At 39.7% G+C, this 20604-nt stretch carries 18 protein-coding genes and 1 pseudogene; 2 read left to right on the forward strand and 17 right to left on the reverse strand.

Going from position 1 to position 20604, the window contains the following annotated elements:
* Positions 1–15: 15 nt before the first annotated feature.
* From DQQ01_RS13160 to DQQ01_RS13170, 3 genes are read right to left on the reverse strand one after another with little or no spacing between them, the layout of a single operon-like run.
* Positions 16–1896 carry a polysaccharide biosynthesis protein gene (locus DQQ01_RS13160; RefSeq protein ID WP_111920392.1) on the reverse strand — a complete coding sequence of 627 codons (1881 nt, stop codon included), beginning with the start codon at positions 1894–1896 and terminating at the stop codon, positions 16–18.
* Between the two features lie 25 nt (positions 1897–1921).
* Positions 1922–2878 carry a glycosyltransferase family 2 protein gene (locus DQQ01_RS13165; protein WP_111920393.1) on the reverse strand — a complete coding sequence of 319 codons (957 nt, stop codon included), beginning with the start codon at positions 2876–2878 and terminating at the stop codon, positions 1922–1924.
* Between the two features lie 12 nt (positions 2879–2890).
* Positions 2891–4720, reverse strand: a complete 1830-nt coding sequence (locus tag DQQ01_RS13170) for a glycosyltransferase family 2 protein (RefSeq protein ID WP_111920394.1) — start codon at positions 4718–4720, stop codon at positions 2891–2893.
* Positions 4721–4862: 142 nt separating this feature from the next.
* On the opposite strand from DQQ01_RS13170, the gene DQQ01_RS13175 reads away from it, so the two are divergent.
* Positions 4863–6185, forward strand: a complete 1323-nt coding sequence (locus tag DQQ01_RS13175) for a D-alanyl-D-alanine carboxypeptidase family protein (RefSeq protein ID WP_242980394.1) — start codon at positions 4863–4865, stop codon at positions 6183–6185.
* Positions 6186–6391: 206 nt separating this feature from the next.
* Here DQQ01_RS13175 and DQQ01_RS16715 read toward each other — a convergent pair whose 3' ends face one another.
* From DQQ01_RS16715 to DQQ01_RS13195, 5 genes and pseudogenes are all read right to left on the reverse strand, one after another.
* Complete coding sequence (locus DQQ01_RS16715) at positions 6392–6613, reverse strand: hypothetical protein (RefSeq protein ID WP_242980396.1); 222 nt, start codon at positions 6611–6613, stop codon at positions 6392–6394.
* A 55-nt stretch (positions 6614–6668) separates the two neighbouring features.
* A complete protein-coding gene (locus tag DQQ01_RS13180; protein ID WP_242980398.1) occupies positions 6669–8891 on the reverse strand; it encodes a glycosyltransferase family 2 protein in 2223 nt (740 codons plus the stop codon).
* Positions 8892–8914: 23 nt separating this feature from the next.
* Positions 8915–9520 (reverse strand): hypothetical protein, encoded by a 606-nt coding sequence (locus tag DQQ01_RS13185; protein WP_111920395.1) that lies wholly within the window; start codon positions 9518–9520, stop codon positions 8915–8917.
* A gap of 23 nt (positions 9521–9543) precedes the next feature.
* Positions 9544–10277: pseudogene (locus DQQ01_RS13190) on the reverse strand (ABC transporter ATP-binding protein).
* 10 nt (positions 10278–10287) lie between these two features.
* On the reverse strand, positions 10288–11064 hold the full coding sequence (locus DQQ01_RS13195) for an ABC transporter permease (protein ID WP_111920396.1): 777 nt from the start codon (positions 11062–11064) through the stop codon (positions 10288–10290).
* Between the two features lie 177 nt (positions 11065–11241).
* On the opposite strand from DQQ01_RS13195, the gene DQQ01_RS13200 reads away from it, so the two are divergent.
* Positions 11242–12468: a glycosyltransferase family 2 protein gene (locus DQQ01_RS13200; RefSeq protein ID WP_111920397.1), complete on the forward strand. Its 1227-nt coding sequence runs from the start codon at positions 11242–11244 to the stop codon at positions 12466–12468.
* A 39-nt stretch (positions 12469–12507) separates the two neighbouring features.
* Here DQQ01_RS13200 and DQQ01_RS13205 read toward each other — a convergent pair whose 3' ends face one another.
* The 9 genes from DQQ01_RS13205 to recD2 all read right to left on the reverse strand — a co-directional run bounded on the left by DQQ01_RS13205 (position 12508) and on the right by recD2 (position 20596).
* Complete coding sequence (locus DQQ01_RS13205) at positions 12508–12813, reverse strand: branched-chain amino acid transport AzlD family protein (protein ID WP_111920398.1); 306 nt, start codon at positions 12811–12813, stop codon at positions 12508–12510.
* Positions 12810–13514: an AzlC family ABC transporter permease gene (locus DQQ01_RS13210; protein ID WP_111920949.1), complete on the reverse strand. Its 705-nt coding sequence runs from the start codon at positions 13512–13514 to the stop codon at positions 12810–12812. Before DQQ01_RS13210 ends, DQQ01_RS13205 begins: the two co-directional genes overlap by 4 nt.
* 77 nt (positions 13515–13591) lie before the next feature.
* A complete protein-coding gene (locus DQQ01_RS13215; protein WP_111920399.1) occupies positions 13592–13855 on the reverse strand; it encodes an HPr family phosphocarrier protein in 264 nt (87 codons plus the stop codon).
* Positions 13856–13876: 21 nt separating this feature from the next.
* Positions 13877–15163 (reverse strand): CdaR family protein, encoded by a 1287-nt coding sequence (locus tag DQQ01_RS13220; RefSeq protein ID WP_111920400.1) that lies wholly within the window; start codon positions 15161–15163, stop codon positions 13877–13879.
* Positions 15141–16037, reverse strand: coding sequence for a diadenylate cyclase CdaA (gene cdaA / locus DQQ01_RS13225; RefSeq protein ID WP_111920401.1), 897 nt, complete (start codon positions 16035–16037; stop codon positions 15141–15143). The genes DQQ01_RS13220 and cdaA overlap by 23 nt, the downstream gene beginning before the upstream one ends.
* Before the next feature lie 66 nt (positions 16038–16103).
* Positions 16104–17138, reverse strand: coding sequence for a hypothetical protein (locus DQQ01_RS13230; protein ID WP_111920402.1), 1035 nt, complete (start codon positions 17136–17138; stop codon positions 16104–16106).
* Positions 17135–17566 carry a hypothetical protein gene (locus DQQ01_RS13235; protein ID WP_111920403.1) on the reverse strand — a complete coding sequence of 144 codons (432 nt, stop codon included), beginning with the start codon at positions 17564–17566 and terminating at the stop codon, positions 17135–17137. Before DQQ01_RS13235 ends, DQQ01_RS13230 begins: the two co-directional genes overlap by 4 nt.
* 91 nt (positions 17567–17657) lie before the next feature.
* Entirely contained in the window at positions 17658–18371 is a 714-nt protein-coding gene (locus tag DQQ01_RS13240) for a ComF family protein (RefSeq protein ID WP_242980400.1), read from the reverse strand.
* Positions 18368–20596 (reverse strand): SF1B family DNA helicase RecD2, encoded by a 2229-nt coding sequence (gene recD2, locus DQQ01_RS13245; protein ID WP_111920404.1) that lies wholly within the window; start codon positions 20594–20596, stop codon positions 18368–18370. Before recD2 ends, DQQ01_RS13240 begins: the two co-directional genes overlap by 4 nt.
* Positions 20597–20604: the final 8 nt, after the last annotated feature.

The raw sequence follows: 20604 nt of genomic DNA on the forward strand, positions 1-20604 counted from the left end.
TAAAAAACGCAATTCTTATTCCGGAAGGCTGGTTTTGTTGGGAGTAATGACATAAGTGGGAACCATTTTTTGTACTGCTTCTTTAATATTCGGAGAGTCATTTTTGCTCAATACTTCCAGTTCTGCCAACTGCTGTCTGAATTCTTCTTCATCAAATTCTATTGGCTTTCCTATATGGATCATTTTATTTGCTGTATTCTGCAGCCCCTCTTCACTCATTAACAGCTCCTCATAAAGCTTTTCTCCCGGACGGAGACCTGTAAACTCAATTTTAATATCATCGCCCACCTTATAACCTGACAGTTTAATCAGATTTGTGGCCAAATCTACGATTTTTACCGGCTTTCCCATATCCAGCACAAAAATTTCTCCGCCTTTTGCATAAGCTCCTGCCTGAAGTACCAGAGAAACAGCTTCCGGGATTGTCATAAAATACCGAATAATATCCGGGTGTGTAACTGTTACAGGACCACCCTCTGAAATCTGTTTCTGAAACAGAGGAATGACGCTTCCGTTGCTTCCCAGCACATTTCCAAACCGTACGGCAACAAAATTTGTTTTAGACTGTCTGGCAAACATCTGCACTATCATTTCACACATGCGCTTTGATGCTCCCATAATATTTGTGGGATTTACTGCCTTATCTGTGGAAATCAGGACAAACTTCTCTACTCCGTATCGGTCTGCCGCTTCTGCTGTCTTATAAGTGCCAAACACATTGTTTTTAATTGCCTCATTTGGGCTGTCCTCCATAAGAGGAACATGCTTATGTGCTGCTGCATGATACACAATATTGGGACGGTATTTTTCAAAAATATTATTCATTCTGTGTGTATTCCGCACAGAAGCAATTAATACTACCAAGTGCAAATCCGGATATTTGCGAATAAGCTCCTGCTGTATATCGTAAGCATTGTTTTCATAAATATCCACAATAATCAGGGTCTTAGGATTGTGTGCTGCTATCTGACGGCATAACTCGCTTCCAATAGAACCGCCGCCGCCCGTAACCATCACAGTTTTATTCTGTACATAGCCCATAATTTCGTCCAACTGAACCTCAATAGGCTCTCTGCCTAACAAGTCCTCAATACGTACTTCCCGCAGTTTGGAAACACTTACATCTCCATTGATAAACTGATAAATACCTGGTACAATTCTGATTTTGCAGCCGCTTTCCTTACAGATATCCAGAATTTCCTTCTTTTTTGTATTCCCCAGAGAAGGGATAGCCAGAATAATTTCCTGGATATTATACTGTTGTACCTTATCCAGAATGTCGTTTCTGTTTCCTACAATTTCCACACCGCGAAGATACTTTCCCAGCTTTGCAGGATTATCATCAATAATACATCTTATTTTCAGATTCAGATATCGGCTTTCCTGGGCTTCTTTTAAAATAGAATTTCCTGCTGCTCCGGCTCCAATCAACATAACGTTAATTCGCTTTTTTCCAGCCTTTGATACTTCTATAAGATTTTCTTTCAAAAATCCGTAAATCAGATAAGAAAATCTGGTACAGCTCACTCCAAGCACCATGGCAAAAAAGTAAATAAAATAAAAAGAACGGGGAATGACCGGCTTTAACACAGCAGCCGCTGCTGTCTGAATAAAGAACATGGCGCTGCAGCCCAGAATAATATTCACCAGTTCTCTGGTACTGGCATGATGCCACACACTTCGGTACAATTTTGCAACGGCAAAAACAAGCAGCGTCATAATGGTATTCGGAAGCAGATAATATAGTACCTGTTCCATTTCATACACCGGAATGCTGTTGAATCGACATTCGTATCTTATAAAAAGCCCCATAAATGCCGCCACCTGTACGGTCAATATATCCAGTAAAATCAGCAGAAAGGTTCTGCTTGATAAAATACCGCCCTTTTTCCACATATCTTTATTGTCCTTTCTCTCAGCTCTATTTTCTGAGAAATCTTATGATATTACAGTACAATTCCCACTGCACCTTCAGGTATGTCCCCACTCCAATATCTTTTACCTTTTTTTCCCGATTTTTCCGTGAAATCGTGATTCCATTTTTAATTCCTGCCAGGTACTCTCGTCCAAAGCCTTTTTTTGCAAAAAACAGCGCCTTGCACCCAAATCCCAGCAGAAGCAGAGGAAAATTCCATATGATCTGCAAAAATGGCATGTTTTTATAAATCATATAAATATTGTTTCTGGAAGAATAGCGTACTTTAAAAAGATTGTATCTGGAACCGCTGGTACCGCTTCCCACATGATACACTACAGCCTTTGGACAGTACCAGTTCTCATATCCGTAAAGCTTTGCCCTGTAGCCAATATCCAAATCCTCCAGATAAGCGAAATGCTCTTGGTCAAAAAGCCCGATTTTATCAAATATCTTTTTCCGGTAAATGGCTGCCCCTGCACAGGCAGAAAAAATTTTTCGCTCTGTACTGTAATACTCCTGTGCTTTGCCCTTTCCGTCTGCAAATGCCCAGCCGAAAGCACAGTAATAATTACCTGCATCGTCCATTTTCTCTCTGTCATGCATCTGTATCATTTTCGCCTGACAGGAAAATGCTCCCGGGTGTTTTCGGATTCCTTTCACCAGACTCCTGACAAAGGATTTTTCTGCAATGGTATCATTATTTAAAAGAAGCACATAATTTCCCCGGCTGACTTTAATCCCTGTGTTGACTGCTGTACAAAAGCCTGCATTTTCCTTTAGCTCTATAAGTCTGACCTTGGGGAAACATTCCCTGACATATTGCACACTGCCGTCCTCGGAGCCATTGTCTACCAAAATCACTTCAAAATTTTCCCAATCCTGGTTTTCCAATGCATGCAAACAGTCTGTCAGATACTTCTTTCCATTGAAATTCGGAATAATTACTGAAACTTCACACATGTTTTAAACCTTTCAGTCTTTTGGTTTCAGAGAATAATTCCATTTCACCAAAGACAGATTCTTATTGTAATAAGGGTCCCCCTTCTTTAAAAGTGTTTCCCATCTGCAGCGCATAAACTCAATCTCTGACTGAAATCTACGCACCTTTTCCTTGCTGTCCTCTGTGCCTCGACTCTTGGACTCATAGTGATACAGCTCCACATAGGGATTGTAAACTACCAGATACTCCTTTTCCCGCACCCGAAGACAGAAATCTACATCATTAAAGGCAACAGAAAGCTGTTCCTCAAACCCCTGAACCTCTTCAAAAACCTGACGTTTTACCATCATACAGGCTGCTGTCACAGCGCTTAAATCCTGTATAAGAGCTGCTTTGTGCATATATCCGGAGCGTTCTCTCTCCATACCTGTAAACATATGTCCCGCAATACCGCCAATTCCGATAATGGTTCCCGCATGCTGAATGGTGTTATCACCAAAATATAGTCTGGCTCCCACAATGCCTGTCCCCGGTCTTTGACAAAAGCCCAGCAGCTCTTCAATCCAATCCGGTGTGATAACCTCTGTGTCATTGTTTAAAAACAGTAAATATTCACCTTTTGCTTTTTTTGCTGCATAATTATTAATTGCGGAATAATTAAACTCCCTCTTCCACCGAAGAAGACGAATGTGAGGATTTTCGGAAATCTCTTTGTAATAATGAAAAATCTCCTCTCCGGTACTGTTGTTTTCCACAATTAAAATCTCATAATTTTTATAAGTAGATTTTTCCAAAACAGAGCAAATACATTTTTCCAAATCTTCCTTTGCATCTTTATTGGGAATAATAATAGAAACCAGAGGTTCTCCCTGTACCGGATATTTCACTCTGTAAAAGCCATAATCCTTTGTATGGCTCACCTCTCCCACAAGCCCGTTTTGGCACAGATTTTCCTCAATGGCTCTCTTTCCCGCCTCAAAGGCATACAGCTTGCTGACCGGATTGTCTGCTGTGGAGGACTGATGAGTTCTCCAGTGGTACAAAATCTCCGGAATGTGATGAATCTTTCCTGCTGCCTGTGTACATCGGAAAATAAAATCATAATCCTGAGCTCCGTCATATTCCTTCCGAAATCCCCCTACTCTTTCAAGCAAGGCCTTTCTCACAACAAAAAAATGACAGATATAATTATTAGAACGCAACAAATCTATATTAAAATCCGGTTTCAGATGAGGCTGGAAATGTTCCAGAATCTCGTCGCCCCTAACCTTATCCTCGTCCGTATAAAGAACATCAAGATCCGGCTCTTTTTCCAGCGCTTCCGCAATTTCATAAAGTGCATTGGGCGCCAGCAAATCATCATGGTCCAAAAGTCCTACAAATTCGCCGCCCGCCATCTCAAAAGCTGCATTTGTATTTTCTGCAATACCTTTATTTTCCTCCAGCTTTTTCCAAAGAATCCTGCTGTCTTTTTTCGCATATTCCTTCAGCACATATTCCATGGAAGCGTCCTCCGGGCTGGCATTGGCAATACACAGCTCCCAGTTTTCATAGGTCTGCACCAGAAGACTGTCTATCATCTGACGTAAAAACATCTCCGGCGTTTTATAAGCTGGAACAATGATACTGATTTTGGGATTATACTTCCATTTTTTCTTTTTCTGCTTTTCCAGTTCCTCTCTGGTTGGTATGTATGCTTCATACCAGGGACCATACGGCACTTCCTCTGGTTCAAACCGCTCATGAAGACGCACCCAGAATTCCTTTACTCCGTAGTGCTTTAAATAGCGCAGTCCCTTTTGTATTGTATAGGGTGACATTTTGCTTATCAGCCGCCCCCATTCTATCTTTCCCTTTGGCATAAAAGATACCTGCCTTTACCTGGATTTTAGTGTGTATCCCACTATTTATTACTAATTCCTGCCTTATTCTAACACATTTTCTGTTTAAAGGAAACCATTAATATGGTATACTGATATTGATTTGCATAAAGGAGGAATTAATTTGAGTAAAAAATTTAAACTTCAAAAACTAGTTTGCCCTCTGCTGGCATTTTTATTAATACTTACACCGGCTTCTCCGGCCTTTGCCGAAAAAGCAGATAATTCTGAGCAAACCACAGAAGCTGCACAGGCAGATACAACCGCTTTGCCCCGGAATCCTTCTGTTTCCGGCTGGCCATCTGCACCTGAAATTGCAGATGAAACCGGCGTTCTTCTGGAAGCTTCCACAGGACAGGTACTTTTTGACAAAGATATGAATGAAATCCGTTATCCTGCCAGCACCACAAAGGCTATGACTGCCCTTTTAATCCTGGAAAACATTTCGAATATCAATAAAAAAATCACCTTTACTGATATCATTCTCCCTGACCTGGCGCCAGGTAATTCCACTATTAATGCCCAGGTAGGCGAAGAGCTGACCGTAGAGCAATGTCTTTATGCAATTATGCTGGCCTCTGCTAACGAAGTCTGTACCCAAATGGCTGTCGAGGTAGCCGGATCTGTCAGCGCTTTTACGGATATGATGAACCAGCGGGCTGCTGAGCTTGGGTGTAAAAATACCCATTTTGTCAATGCCAACGGTCTGCCGGATCCGAATCATTACACTACTGCCTATGATTTGGCATTGATTTTATCTGAGGCAATAAAAAACGAAAATTTCTGTAAAATCGCCGGTGCAGCCAAATACACCATTCCGGCAACTAATAAAACCTCAACACCCCGGAATCTGGAAAACCACAATGCACTTCTCACAGAAGGGGAATACCACTATGAAGGCGCTCTTGCAGGAAAGACCGGACACACAGAAGCTGCCAGAAATACCCTGATTACTGCGGCAAAAAGAGAAGATATGACTCTGGTCTGTGTTGTTATGCGCTCAGAAGGCGATGAGCGTTTTACAGATACCAGAAAACTGTTTGACTATGGCTTTGACAATTTTGCCAGACAGCCTGTGTACTGGCTGAATTCCTCAGAATCCGGCACACCTGACGGTTATGCAGTTCTCCCCAAAGGTGCTTCCACAGGAGCTATGCTGATAACAGAGGAGGACACGGAAAGTGCCAGAGTACGAACCTACTCTTATCAGGGAAGAGAAATTCTGCAGCTTTCCGCAGAATTCCCCCTGCAGATAGAAACACGAACCACTTCAGATATGTCCATGTTCCAGACACAGACCGTAAAAAAAAGTTTTGTATCTCCCCTGCTACTGCCGGGCATGGTCATCGTATTTACAGGGCTCAGTGCTATGCTGATGTGGATAATTGTAAAAGACGTGAGAGAAAAAAAAGAACGAAAGAGAAGGAAGAAAGGGAAAAAGAATTGATATAGAACCATAAAATCCCTACAAAACGCAACTGGGGCTGCCACACTAAATAATCAGTGTGCAGCTCCTTTTCTGTGCAAAAAATTGTAGCCGGATTTTGAAAAATCCGGCTATTGATGTAAAATACAGGTATGCGAACCCCTATATTATTATACAAAAATTATACTTTGAATGAGGAAGGATATCAACTAAAATTTTCTTTAATCTTACTTAGTTTTTTCACCTAAAGTAAACGGAGCTTGTGTAACTGGGAAGTTGGGATTATAATACGGATCTCCCTTTTCCAGAATTTCCGGCCATTTTTTTTGGAATTTATTCACTTCACTCTCAAAACGTGCAAGTTTCTCGGGGGTATCCTCATATCCCCTTGATTTTGATTCATAATGATACCACTCGGCATATGCATTATACACAATCAGTTTATTCATTTTGCCAAGCTGCAAGCAGTAATCCACGTCATTGCAGGCTACAACAAACTGTTCATCAAATCCCCCCGCCTCTAAGAAACAGGCTTTTTCTTGTCATCATACACGCAGCAGTTACTGCACTGTAGTTACAGTTAATCACTGCCCGGACCATATAACCATAGTCATCCCGTCCAATTCCTGTATTGACATGTCCGGCATATCCTCCGAAGCCAACTACAACTCCGGCATGCTGAACTGTATCATCTTCATACAGAAGCTTTGCCCCCACAGCTCCAACCTCTTCTCTCATACAGCAGCCCAGCATTTCCTTTAATGCATCTTCAGAAATCATCTCTGTATCATTATTCAAGAATAAAAGATACTCTCCATTTGTATAGTTTACTCCAAAATTATTGATAGCTGAATAATTAAAAATACCTTTCCAGGTTACTACTCTTACATTATCAAACTCTTTCTGGATGCTTTCATAATAAGCAAACGTTTCTTTTTCTGTACTGTTATTTTCCACAATAACAAATTCAAAATTCCTGTAACTGCTTTTACTCTGTATGGAACGAATACATGTGTCCAAGTCTTCTACATGGTCTTTATTAGGGATTACGATGGAAATCATTGGATTCCCAGGTGTATCATATTTCACATGATACATTCCCCACAGTCCCTGGTGTTCTACTGTTGCAGAAATATGCATTCTCTTCAAATGAGCCTCAATAGCTTTCTTTCCGGCATCATACGCATACATCTTACTCGCCGGATCACCAGCCACCGAATTCTGATGAATTCGCCAATGGTAAAGAATCATAGGAATATGTTTGATTTTTTCTGAATTTTCAATACACCGAAACATTAAATCATAGTCCTGAGAACCGTCATATTCTGAACGAAATCCCCCTATTTTTTTCATAATAGAATGCTTTACCACAAAAAAATGTGTGATGTAATTATGAGAACGGAATAAATCCATACTGAAATCCGGCTTAAAATTCGGGTCATTATGCTCTTTTCCATCACCGGTTATTTTATCTTCATCTGTATATAAAATATCATAATCCTCTTCCTGAAGAGCCGCTACAATTTCATATAAAGCATTGGGAGCCAGCAAATCATCATGATCAAATAACCCTATATAATCTCCTGTGGCCATCTGCAGGGCTGCATTGGTGTTATCTGCAATACCAAGATTTTTATCCAAAATACAATAGCGAATCCTTTTATCCTTTTTCGCATAATTATCCAGAATTTCTTCTACTGTTTTGTCCCCTTCACTGCCGTCAGCAACACATAATTCCCAGTTGGCATATGTCTGGTTGACAACAGAATCTAACATTTCTCGCAAAAAACCCTCTGGTGTCTTGTAAGTTGGAACAATGATGCTGATTTTAGGCTGTTTTTCAAAAATCTTAGTTTTCTGTTGTTGCAGTTCTTCCTCAGAAGGCATATTTTCTGCAAACCACTCTGCATAAGGCTTTTCTCTCCGATTTACTCCCTGTATGATGTATGCTTTTAGGCCTCTCACTCCATTTTCCCGCATATAGTGAAAAACCTTTTTTATAGTTCTTGGATTTGTTTTCTTTATTCCCTGTCTTGCAAATCCAATGGTTGATTTTACTTTCTGTCTTCGCATAAGTTTTTCTGGAAAAAGATGAATATTAATCGCATTTATTCCATCTGATAGACGCAGTTTATAAGTTTTTCCTCTTTCATACGGAAACTCCAGATGAAATCCACATCTGCTGTTTTCTTTTGAAGCAAATCCGGCCTCAACAAGATCTGGTCTGTTTAAAATCTGCGCAGTAAATTTTATTTCTTTTTCATCACTATCAAACACTTTATATTTCACAGACATATTTTCTATATTTGAAAATGTCCAGCCGGAAACTACAATATGTTCTTTATCAATATAGTATTGGTCAATATTATGTGATATGCTGCTTCTGTCAACAATATCCAATATTTCCTGTTTTTCCAATTTCTTTATCAGCTTTTTCTTTCCCTCAGCCTGGATATAAAACTGGAATTCTTCAATTGTTTCTTCTGGGTCTACATATACCTTTATATGAAAACCGCACATTTTATCTACAGCAAAATGTTTGAATTTTTTTACCACGTCTGGTCTTTTAATTTTTTTTAATCTATTGGCAACTACTTTTCCATTAATTTCTGTAATTAGTTCAAAAGGCTGTCCATTCTTTTCAAACGCCCAACCATTGACCCGAATATAAGATTCATCAGGCTTTATCCGGTATTTGATTACATCAATACAACTTTTATACTGCATGTTTTCTCCAATCTGTCTATTTCTTATTTTAAAAATTTATACAACAGTTTAACAAATCCAACTACATATAACAGTAGACCAATCAAAACAATAAAATCCTTGATATTAAACTCTTTTGCCAGTACTTTCAGAACAAGCGCCTGATTCTGTTCTGTTCCATTTATTTTTAAGGACTTTGCACTGTTTTCTTTTTTTGTGGTAAAAATACTGATTCCTTCTCCTGTATCAACCCCGTCCCCTCTAATCGTAAGACGGTACTGATTTTCTTTACTGTTCTTCACCTCTGGAAAAGAAATCTCTTTATAATCGTTATCTACAAATTCTGAAATTTTCAACTTGCCTTCCGCTACAACAGAATCATCTTTAACATTTACCAATTCATATGTCAACTGTTTATCGTTTGACCGTCCCCAGGTAGAAGTACGAATCAGAAGTCCGTTCATTCCATTATAATGCACTACAAATTCCTGTTCTATCTCTGCTCCATTGCTGATTTCTCCTACATTCTGATAAGCTGCTGCATCTACAGTCATATCATATATTGGTTGTTTCCACTGTCCATATGCATGAACAGCCCCAACTGTTACCATAAGAAGCATGATGATTATTCTCTTTGCTATTTTTTTCATATAAACCTCACTCTGACCTTCTTTTAATATGCCTGTTCATAAAGAGCACATACTTCTTCTGTGGGTCCAATCATTCGAACATGCCCTTTTTCAATCCATACTGTTTTCGTACACAGCTTTTTAACCTGTTCAATACTGTGGGATACAAATAAAATAGACGTATCCTTTTTCATCATCTGCTGAATACGCTTCTCGCATTTTTGCTGAAATCTAAAATCTCCAACAGAAAGCACTTCATCTACGATCAAAATATCAGGAGTACCTATCGTTGCAATTGCAAAAGCAAGACGTGCAAGCATACCAGACGAAAAATTCTTAATTGGAACGTCCATAAAATCTCTGAGTTCTGAAAACTCTACAATATCCTCATAATGTGCTTCCATAGATTTCCTGTCATATCCCAGAATTGCCCCATTCAGGAAAATATTCTCTCTCGCAGTCAAATCATGGTCAAATCCTGCTCCCAGTTCAATTAAGGGTGCTACTGTCCCATAAACTTTGACACTTCCTGTATATGGCTTTAATACACCTGCTACAGTTTTTAACAATGTACTTTTCCCGCATCCGTTGAGTCCAATCAATGCAACCGATTCACCTTTTCTACAGTCAGACTTACATTCTGAAGTGCCATAAACTCATCGTATTCTATCTGCTTTTTAATTTTCTTTATAATATATTCTTTTATGCTGTCAATCCGTTCCCGCGATAAATGAAACCTTACGGAAACATTTGAAACTTCCACCATAATCTCTGACATATTTTCTCTCCTAAATATTAAGAATAAATTTATCCTGACTCTTATAAAATACAAATAATCCAAATAAAAATGTTCCTACTGCTATCACTGAACTTATCAAAAGCTGCCCCAAAGTAGGTAATGTATTATAAAGCATCAAATTTCTAAACATATTTAAAATTCCTGTTAGCGGATTCAATTCTACAAAAAATCTTATTTTGGGTGAAAGAATTGATATTGGATAAATAACAGGAGTTAAATATGTCAGTGCCGTAATCAAAACTCCGTATAAATGAATAATATCTCTGAATTTTACTGCAATTGTTGCCAACAGCAATCCGACACCTGTAGAAAGCACAATGAGTATTGCCATTGGTACAATCAGTAATAAAACAGTAAAATTAAGTTCCACATCTGAAAATATCATTACGACAATTAAAGCGCAAAAAGAAGCCATAACATTGACAATACTCGATGCTACTCTTGAAAGAGTAAACAAATATTTGGGAATATATACTTTCTTAATCAAAGGTGCATTTTGAATAATTGAAGACATTGCACTTGACGTTGACTCTGAGAAAAAGTTAAACACAACCTGTCCACTTAAAATATAAAGTGGATAATTTTCTACCTGAAATTTAAAAATATGAGAAAATACCACTGACAACACAAGCATCATCAGCAAAGGGTTCAAAAGAGTCCATAATACACCTAAAATGGATCGTCTGTACTTTGTCTTAATATCTCTTGTAACCAGTTCTTTAAGAAGTGGCCGGAATTTTAAAAAATTCTGTACATATACTGACACAGTTTATCCTCCAATCATTTATTCTTGTACTGTATATTCAGTTATGTTGTATTATAGCACTTCCTTAAAGCTTTTTCAATCTCCGAGATTTCCCTCTATATTCTTCAAATTATATATCACTTTACAAATGTTCCACACCGTGATACTCTGACAGTAATAATAAAATCGAGGTGTCCTATGTTTAACCCTAAAATAAGTATTTTAATGGTAAACTATAATCATGAAATACATCTTCCCCTGGCAATTGAAAGCGTTCTGGCGCAATCCTACCGAAATATTCAATTCGTTATTGTAGATGATGGTTCTACAGATAACTCACAGAAAATCATAGCTGATTATGCAGCAAAAGATTCCCGTATTGAATATTATTTTTTAACCCAAAACCGTCATATTTGCCATGCTACAAATTTCGGTTTCAGCAAAGTAACCGGGGAATATCTTGCAAGAATAGACAGTGATGATATCTGGTATCCTGATAAACTTCAAAAGCAGCTGAACTTTATGCAAAAAACACCTGATTGTGAGATATGTTTTTCCTGGACAGATTTGATTGATGAAAACGGAAAAAATATTAATACTTCAGAGCAAGATCTTTACAACCTGTTTAACGGACAACACCCTTCTTGCCAGGAACACTGGCTGGAATTTTTCTTTATACATGGAAATTGTCTTTCTCACCCTTCTCTGTTAATGAAAACTAAAATACAACAGGAAATCGGCGCATTTAACCCTGCTTATCGCCAAGTCCACGATTTTGATTACTGGATTCGCATTGCAAAAAAATATCCGATTTTTGTTATGGAAGAAAAACTAACTGCTATGCGTCGCTTTTTGTCCTCCTCTGCATTGAATACAAGTTCCGTAACAGAAGAAGATACAACCAGATATCTGAACGAATATTTACTAGTTCGCAAACATTTTTTTGATGACATGAATCCAGAGCTGTTTGTCCGTACCTTCCGTCCTTATTTTCGCAAAGCAGAAGCCTCTTCCCGCGAAGAACTGCTCTGTGAACAGGCTTTTTTACTCTGTAACTGTAATTATGGCGGCAAAGCAAATCCTATACTTGGCATCATGAAGCTGGAAGAGCTTTTAAACAGCCCTTCCACCGCTGAAGTACTGGAAAATACTTATGGTTTTACAGCAAAATCATATTATAAGCTCACTCAACAGCATATATTCTGCGACTCGTTTATTCAGGACTCTCTCCTTACTGCAGAATCTGATTCCGTTAGAATCGAAAAACTAACAAAGCATTTGACGGATTGCCAAAAACAGTTAGAGGAATCCAGAAAACAAATAGAAGTACTATCCGATACTCTTGAACTGCTTACCTCTTCTACTTCCTGGAAACTGACTGCTCCCATCCGTCATATTTTGGAGCATTTGCGGAAGCATACCTGATTTATGTGTATCCTGAAAAAAATGAGACCCTGAAAAAAATCATAGCAATTCCATAATTCTTTCTGCCACGAACACTGCCCCGCAGGAAAACAAAGCCACAGTTACCAGACTTTTTTTCTTTAAGGCCAGCAGTACAGCCATGACAAAGCCTGCAAGCGCCGAAAGCGGAGATTTCGTTGCATATAAAATCGCCGGAAAGGTCATAGCTGTCAGACAGGTATAGGGCACATAATATAAGAAAGAACGAACATAGACATTGGAAATCTTCTTCTGAATCAAAGTCAATGGCAACATACGAATCAAATATGTGACACCTGCCATTACCAAAATATAGATGTAAATCATTTCTCTTCCTCCTTGACCGGGAAAAGTACAGCCCCAAGCCCGGCTGCCAATATTGTGCAAAGAATCATAGAAAAACCGGAAGAAATCTCCTTCAGTACAGGCAGATAGTAAAAGGTTGTACTCAGTATCAGTGCTGTCACGGTTACAACTGCAATTTCTCTGTGTTCCTTTGCCACAGGAACTACAATAGCAATAAACATACCGTAAAGCGCAATACCAAGAGCGCTGATAATATCTGCCGGAAGCAAGGTGCCCGCCACAGCTCCTGCCAGAGTTCCTCCGCTCCAGCCTATGACCGGAAGCAGCATAAGTCCATACATATACCATTTTCCCACAGTCCCCGGCTTGGAACTTGCCACTGCAAAAATTTCATCTGTATTTCCATAGGCAATCAACATACGGTCAGCCAGACTTACAGAAGCATCCAGCTTCTGTGATAAAGACAGGGACATCAGTGCATATCGAATATTCACTACCAGCTGTGTAAGTGCCATCTCCATAAGAGATGCTCCGGAAACAATGACATTTAATCCGGCAAACTGCCCTGCTGATGTCAGATTCAACAGCGAAATCAAAACTGCATGAAAAGGGGAAATTCCATCCTTCACTGCCAGCATTCCAAAGGTAAAACTCACTGAAAAATAACCAATGCCAATGGGAATCCCGTCCTTCACTCCCTTTTTTATATTATTATGTACCATTTTTTCTCTCCCGTACCCTCTTTTTATTTTTTCTATAAAGAAAAGGACCATCGCTCAAAACAACAGCCCTTCTTTTCCTATTCTCCAAGTCCGCTCTCTATTGCCGCCACCAACGTCTTTAAGGCAGTTTCTTCATCTTCCCCTTCGCAGATAAGCTCTATTTCATTTCCACACTTGATACATGCGCCAAGTACGCTCAAAACACTTTTTGCATTTGCAGTATTCCCCTTAAAACGAAAGGTAATCAGCGACTTGAATTTCATAGCTTCTTTACACAAAAGTCCTGCTGGTCTTAAATGAAGACCTGTGGGATTTGTAATCGTTACTTTTTGACTAACCATAGACTCACTTCCTGTCCTCTTCTATTTTTCAGATGCTTCAATCAACGTTACCTTAACAGTAATATCCTCTACCAGTTCATATCCTTTAGGCAGGGATACAGATACCGGCAAAGTATTTTCTCCTGCTTTGACATCTTTCAAATTAATCTTCATCTGAATATCCTCTGTCTTCAGGTTATCCAAATCTTCCTCTTTTGCTTTGATGCGGGCAATCACCTTATCCGGTTCAAATTTGTAATTCATATCCTCCGGCTTGTTCTCCACCTTAATCTGTGTTGGAGATACCTCATAATCTCTGCTGTTATAAGGCAATATCTTCACTGTTGCAATCACCGTGCTGTTAATATCCCTTGCCAGACGCATATCCTCCGGAAGCAGTTCACTGATATCAACCTCTACATCAAAGTCTGAATCCCGACCGGAAACATCTATATAGCCACCCGGTATGGTTAGTACATTTCCCAGCTCTGCCAGCCTTTGCAGCTCCTCATCTGTACCTGCCAGACTCACGGTTTCCGGCACCACGCTGACAGAATCCACTTCATATCCATATTTCGGCGAACCACTGTATTCTGCCTGAAGCTGCACATTTTTCTTCACTTTCCAGAACTCTGTCTGAACCTTTATCTGATTGTTATGGATTCCTGCCAGATTCAGATACGACAGTTGCTTTTCTGAAAGTTCTTCCTGGTTTTTATCATATATTTTCAGTTCAGAATCTATCTCTCCGTCATTTTCGCTCTTCATGCCTGTAACATCAATCTTTGCCACAACTTTATCAATTTTATTCACAATGGAGTCCGGACCTGAAATCGTCACCTTTGCAGGATTCGCCTGGAGATTTCCCACCTCATAATCCTTGTCCGGCGTTGTATCTCCGGTATTGATTGCAATGGTCTTCTCCACACTTGTCTGATTTTCAATATCTACCTGAATATTTCTGGGCGTTACCGTAAGATTGTCATCACTGATATTTTTACAGGAAACCTCTACCGGCACCATTTTCGGAGTCCCTTCCATGTAAATTTGAGTCATATCTGCCTGCGCTATAATATCTTCTTTTTTTAAATCCTTTATTACACTTTCCGCTGCTTTGATGCGTACCTTTACCGTATCGTTTCCTTCCATAAGCAGAGGAATCTTCATATCATTTGCCAGATAAGATTCATTGACCAGGGTTACCGGAATCTCATAAAAGGTTTGAACAATCACAGGATCCTGAACATTTTTGACAATCAGCCAAATAAGAACCGCAATAAACAGGGAAAGAATTTTCAGTGTAAATTTATTCATCAGACTTTTTTTCATTCTTCATCAGTCCCTTCCAAAACTTTCTTTTATTTTTCAGTTTTTCCTGTTTTACGTTATTCTGTTCTACTTTCAGGATTTCCCTTAATTCCTCTTTTGTCACACCGACCTGAAGTCTGCCCCGGTTTGCCACAGAAACTCTTCCCGTTTCTTCTGACACAATAATGGTAAGGGAATCACTGACCTCACTGATACCCACTCCGGCTCTGTGCCTGGTTCCCAGATTTTTATTCAGTTCCAGATTATCCGACAGCGGCAGATAACAGGTTGCTGCTACAATTCTGTCACCCCTTACAATGACTGCTCCGTCATGAAGCGGTGTATTATGTTCAAAAATATTAATTAACAGCTGACTGCTGATTAAAGAGTCCAGATTAATCCCGGTTCTGATAAACTCATTTAAAATGGTATCTTCTTCAATAACAATCAATGCTCCAGTCTTTACTGCACCCATTTCAAAACTGGCGCGTACAATTTCATTCACCGTTCTGTCACTGAAACGTCCTGTTTCTTCTTTTTTATTACTGTCAAAGGGAATCAGGGTACTCACAATTTTCTTATGTCCCAGTTCTTCCAGCGCTTTTCTAAGCTCCGGCTGAAAAATAATCAGAATTGCCGTAATGGCATATCCACCGGCATTGTACACCAACCATAAAATGGTGTTCATTTCCAGAAGATATGCAATAAACGTAAATACTAATACAATTAAAATACCCTTTAAAAGAGAATAGGCTCTGGTATTTCTAATCCAAAGCATGAACTGATATACAAATACTGCTATCAGCAGTATTTCTACAATATCAATCCAGCGAATCGTGGAAAAGGACGCAAAGGCGCCAAAATAATTTTCCAGAAAATCAAAAATCCTGCCCATTTTCTTCACCTCCCCTTTCTTCAGCAACGTTTCTTTTTTTCTGTTTCAGAGGCAGATACCTGATATTTACAAATCCTTTAATGATTCCTCCAGCTGCTTTTCAAAGTCAAAATTCTCTTCATTCACACGCTCTACAGGAATCGCATCATCGTCCGGTTCTTCCTCCGGTTTTCTATCATAATCAGATGAAATTGTTTTTATACTCTTCTCTTTCTGTGCCACATAAGACTTCGGAACTGCTTTTACATAATAGACATATTCATCATCTTCAAATTGTGTCTTCTCACTTCTGGAATAATCCACACCAAGAACTGCAAACTCCAGCACAAATCCTATGATCAGGGACAGAACTGCTGATAAGATAACACTTCCCATAGAAATATCCACATTGAGGAACATGCCTCCTAAGATCATAATAACAATATAAACCACAGCTCCTACTGCATTTGCCACTCTCCAAGAATAATCAAAAGAGCATCTGGAAATAGTATAAACCAGCATAAGTACCACAACAAACGCCAGCACATTCAGCCACATTTCCTGATTTTTCATCAAACCATCTAACAAGATTTGCAGCTTTTGTACTGCTTCTGTTTCTTTTCCCTGCAGAACTGTGCTTTTATCTTTTACCACCTGCATGAAAAAATATAAAATCACCCCGCAGCCTGCAGGCACAACACAGGCCGGACCTCTTAAAAGTCCTCCTCCAATGGGAACAGCCGCTGAAATATGGAAGCGAAAGGCTGCAGGTGTAAGCACCAGAGCCAGATTATCCTCTGATGTAAATCTTAAAAATAAAATCAGCAGCAAAATAATCAAAAGAGCTGCAAATCCGGCCACTTCAAGTCCTACTGCGTAACAATGCAGAACAATCAGGACACAGCCAATCACGGTCATAACATTTACCGGAAGTACGGCGCAAATGATAGATAAAATCAACACAATAAAAATATTATCCAGTTTTTCCATAAATCCCAGACTGGAATTAATGCTGTTAAACAACAGAAAAGCCAGAAAAAACTTAAATACAGAAAGAAGCAGCACATCATGCTCGCTGTAAAATTCTTTTATTTTCTGCTTTAACTCCAACAATACGGTCATTCTTTTGTTCTCCTCCCTGTAATTCTTCCGTTTCTTCTTTCCTCTCGGTCGTAGGCTTTCTTCATCTGCGTCAGACCTCTGTAGTATTCCTGGATTCCCTTCTGTGCTTTGGAATACTTCACAGAACAGTAAACATATGTCAGAATACTGTAAGCAACTAACAGAATAATATACAGCCCGATCACCTCTGCTGCCATAAAAACCAGATTCATTTTATGAATGTTTTCCATAAAATACTCACTTCTATATCCAAAATAAATCATCAGCAGCAATCCATAGGCTATGGTCGTCAGAAAAAAATTTTTGATTAATGCCAGTCCGATATAATCACTTCTATAGTAATTGCTTATGGCAAGATGCTTTTTCCCCTCTCCGGACTCATAAACAGCCAATTTATGCATTTTCTTGATTTTCTGGTTATTTAGCATAACGTACCTCTTTCCAAGTTTATCCTTTTGAAAAACTTACAATCATACATATTGCATTATAGCATATTCCTGACAAGTGAATCAAGACCTTTCAGCTATCTGCGCCTATGGCAATGGTAAGGAAGAATACCCTTTCTGTTCCGCTGTCTTTTAAAAGCTTTGCAGCCGCCTCCATGGTTGTTCCGGTTGTATAAATATCATCTACCAGCAAAACGCAATGATAAGGATTCTTTTTTGAAAGAGAAAAAGCGCCCTTCATATTCCGTTTTCTTTCTTTATAATCCAATTCCTTTTGCGGTCTGGTATTGACTTTTCTTTTGATAAGACAGGAATCAACCGGAAGCTGCAGGCTTCTTCCTAATGCTTCTGCAATAAGCTCTGCCTGGTTATATCCTCTTTTTTCTATTCTCTTTTGATGCAGAGGAATGGGGATAAGTACCTCTATCTTCCATTTTTTTATAAGTTCACGTGAATAAACTGCTGCGATTTGTCCATAAAAGCTGCCGTATTCCTGCCGCTTTCCGTATTTCAGCTTAAATAAAGATTCCTGAAGAATTGAACTGTAAGGGAATATTCCGATTCCCTCATCAAAAAGACGCGATTTTTGACAATCTCTGCAGTATTCCTGCTCCCCACTTTTCAGAGGCTTAGAACATTTAAAGCATCTGGGTCCTGTCACAGGCTTTAATTTTCCCCTGCAGCCTTTGCAAATTCTGCTCCCCCTTGGCATTGCAATATCATGACAGACAGGGCAGCGCCTGGGGTACAGAATATCTAAAAATAATTTTCCTGCTTTGCTTATCAATAGCTCTCCTTTATACGCAAATCCAGGGTCGTATACCTGTTTTGCTCCATGCGGTTGTTTTCCATTTCATAAAAAGTGTTCTCATCTCCCACCAGAGTTACACATTTTCTGGCACGGGTCACTGCCGTATAAAGCAAATTCCGGTTCATTAACATTTTAGGTCCTCCCAGAAGGGGAATCACCACTGCCGGATATTCGCTTCCCTGCGCTTTATGTATAGTAATTGCATATGCCAGTTCCAGCTCGTCCAGTTGTTTGAAAGAATATTCCACAAATTTCCGCTCCTCAAACTCTACGGTAACAGTTTCTGCAAAAGCATTGATTTCTCTCAGAATACCGGTATCTCCATTAAAGACGCCCACGCCCTTTTCTACCGGAATCCCATACAGTCCCCTGACTTCCCACTCAATCTGATAATTATTTTTAATCTGCATTACCTTATCGCCTTCACGGAAAAGGCCGTTTCTGTATTCCTTTTCTTTCTTTTCCTTTTCCGGCGGATTCAGATACTGCTGTAAAATCACATTCAGCCGCTCTACTCCCAAAAGTCCTTTCCGCATAGGAGTCAGCACCTGAATATCATAGGGCTCTGCATCAACAAATTTCGGAAGTTTTTTCTGTATCAGCGTAATCAGCACGCTGATGATAACATTGGCGTCGTATCTCTTTAAAAAGAAGAAATCCATGCTCTTATTATCCAGGGAAACGGGAATGCCCTGATTAATTTTATGTGCATTCACCACAATATCGCTTTGGGACGCCTGACGGAAGATTTTTACCAGTTCCACTACTGAAAATTTTCCGGAAGAAATAATATCCTTCAGAACACTTCCCGGTCCCACGCTGGGAAGCTGATTCACATCGCCTACCAAAATCAGCCTGGTACCTGATACAATGGCTGATAAAAGGGCATGCATGAGGAAAATATCCACCATAGACATTTCGTCTATGATAATCACATCTGCTTCCAGAGGATTCTGGGCATTTCTCTCAAAGTAAATCCCTCCTGAAGATTCCTCCGGCATTCCCGATAATTCCAAAAGGCGGTGTATGGTCTTTGCATCATATCCGGTTGCCTCTGTCATACGCTTTGCCGCTCTTCCTGTAGGCGCTGCCAGGGCAATGTCCAAGCCCTCCATCTCGAAATAACGGATAATCGCGTTAATGGTTGTAGTCTTTCCTGTTCCGGGGCCTCCGGTAACAATCAGTAATCCATTTTTTACAGCTTCTGCCACTGCCTTTTGCTGCATTTCATCAAGCTCGATATTTTCGCTTTTCTGGATTCTCCTGATTTTATCCTGAATCACACGGTCATCTGCCGTATCCTTTAAATTCAGCTCATGAAGCATCTGGGCTGTATGAAGTTCTGTCTGATAATACTGGCTGGCGTATACAATACGCTCTTTGCCTGCCTGTGTTTCTATTTCTTTTAAAACAATTTTTCGGTCAATGGAAAGGTCTGCAATGTGTTTTTCCATATACTGTGCCTTTACTCCCAGCAGCCCCTCTGCCCTCTGCAGCAAAATCTTCTGCGGAAGATACACATGCCCCTCCACCGTGGACTGCAATAATATGTACAAAAGGCCGCTTCTGATACGATAATCAGAATCTGTATGAATCCCGATTCTGGCTGCAATTTCATCTGCAATCTTAAATCCCACCCCGCTGATATCTTCAGCCATTTTGTAAGGATTTTCTTTGAGGATTCGATACATATCCTGCTTGTACTGCTGATAGATTTTTGCCCCCAGGTTCTGAGAAATGCCATATTGCTGCAAAAACATCATGGCTTTCCTCATATCTGACTTTTCCTCCACCTGTTCGGCAATTTCTCTGGCCTTTCTTTCACTGATACCCTTTATCTCAGCAAGCCGCTCCGGCTCTTCATCAATAATTCTCAGTGTGTCCTCTCCGAATTTTTTCACGATTCTGGCAGCCAGAGCTGCGCCTACTCCCTTTATAGCTCCTGACCCCAGATAGCGCTCCATAGCCAAAGAATCCTGGGGAATCACTGCTTCATAAGAATATACGGAAAACTGCTGTCCATAGGACGGATGTTCTGTATAATGCCCTTTTGCCCTAATATTTTCTCCTTCATTTAAAAACTGAAAGGTTCCTACACAGGTCAGCTCCTCTCCATCTACAACCAAACAGGCAACTGTATATCCATTGTCCTGATTACGGTATATAATATGGTCTACATATCCCTCTATGATTTCTTCCACGTCTTTTC

Source organism: Blautia argi (genome assembly GCF_003287895.1).
Lineage (GTDB): Bacteria > Bacillota > Clostridia > Lachnospirales > Lachnospiraceae > Blautia > Blautia argi.

What these genes read in the sequence shown, in the direction of transcription:
- DQQ01_RS13160 (WP_111920392.1), bottom strand. Translation starts at nt 1,896, where the DNA reads ATGTGGAAAAAGGGCGGTATTTTATCAAGCAGAACCTTTCTGCTGATT.
- DQQ01_RS13165 (WP_111920393.1), bottom strand. Translation starts at nt 2,878, where the DNA reads ATGTGTGAAGTTTCAGTAATTATTCCGAATTTCAATGGAAAGAAGTAT.
- DQQ01_RS13170 (WP_111920394.1), bottom strand. Translation starts at nt 4,720, where the DNA reads ATGCCAAAGGGAAAGATAGAATGGGGGCGGCTGATAAGCAAAATGTCA.
- DQQ01_RS16715 (WP_242980396.1), bottom strand. Translation starts at nt 6,613, where the DNA reads ATGAATAAACTGATTGTGTATAATGCATATGCCGAGTGGTATCATTAT.
- DQQ01_RS13180 (WP_242980398.1), bottom strand. Translation starts at nt 8,891, where the DNA reads ATGCAGTATAAAAGTTGTATTGATGTAATCAAATACCGGATAAAGCCT.
- DQQ01_RS13185 (WP_111920395.1), bottom strand. Translation starts at nt 9,520, where the DNA reads ATGAAAAAAATAGCAAAGAGAATAATCATCATGCTTCTTATGGTAACA.
- DQQ01_RS13200 (WP_111920397.1), top strand. Translation starts at nt 11,242, where the DNA reads ATGTTTAACCCTAAAATAAGTATTTTAATGGTAAACTATAATCATGAA.
- DQQ01_RS13205 (WP_111920398.1), bottom strand. Translation starts at nt 12,813, where the DNA reads ATGATTTACATCTATATTTTGGTAATGGCAGGTGTCACATATTTGATT.
- DQQ01_RS13210 (WP_111920949.1), bottom strand. Translation starts at nt 13,514, where the DNA reads ATGGTACATAATAATATAAAAAAGGGAGTGAAGGACGGGATTCCCATT.
- DQQ01_RS13215 (WP_111920399.1), bottom strand. Translation starts at nt 13,855, where the DNA reads ATGGTTAGTCAAAAAGTAACGATTACAAATCCCACAGGTCTTCATTTA.
- DQQ01_RS13220 (WP_111920400.1), bottom strand. Translation starts at nt 15,163, where the DNA reads ATGAAAAAAAGTCTGATGAATAAATTTACACTGAAAATTCTTTCCCTG.
- cdaA (WP_111920401.1), bottom strand. Translation starts at nt 16,037, where the DNA reads ATGGGCAGGATTTTTGATTTTCTGGAAAATTATTTTGGCGCCTTTGCG.
- DQQ01_RS13230 (WP_111920402.1), bottom strand. Translation starts at nt 17,138, where the DNA reads ATGACCGTATTGTTGGAGTTAAAGCAGAAAATAAAAGAATTTTACAGC.
- DQQ01_RS13235 (WP_111920403.1), bottom strand. Translation starts at nt 17,566, where the DNA reads ATGCTAAATAACCAGAAAATCAAGAAAATGCATAAATTGGCTGTTTAT.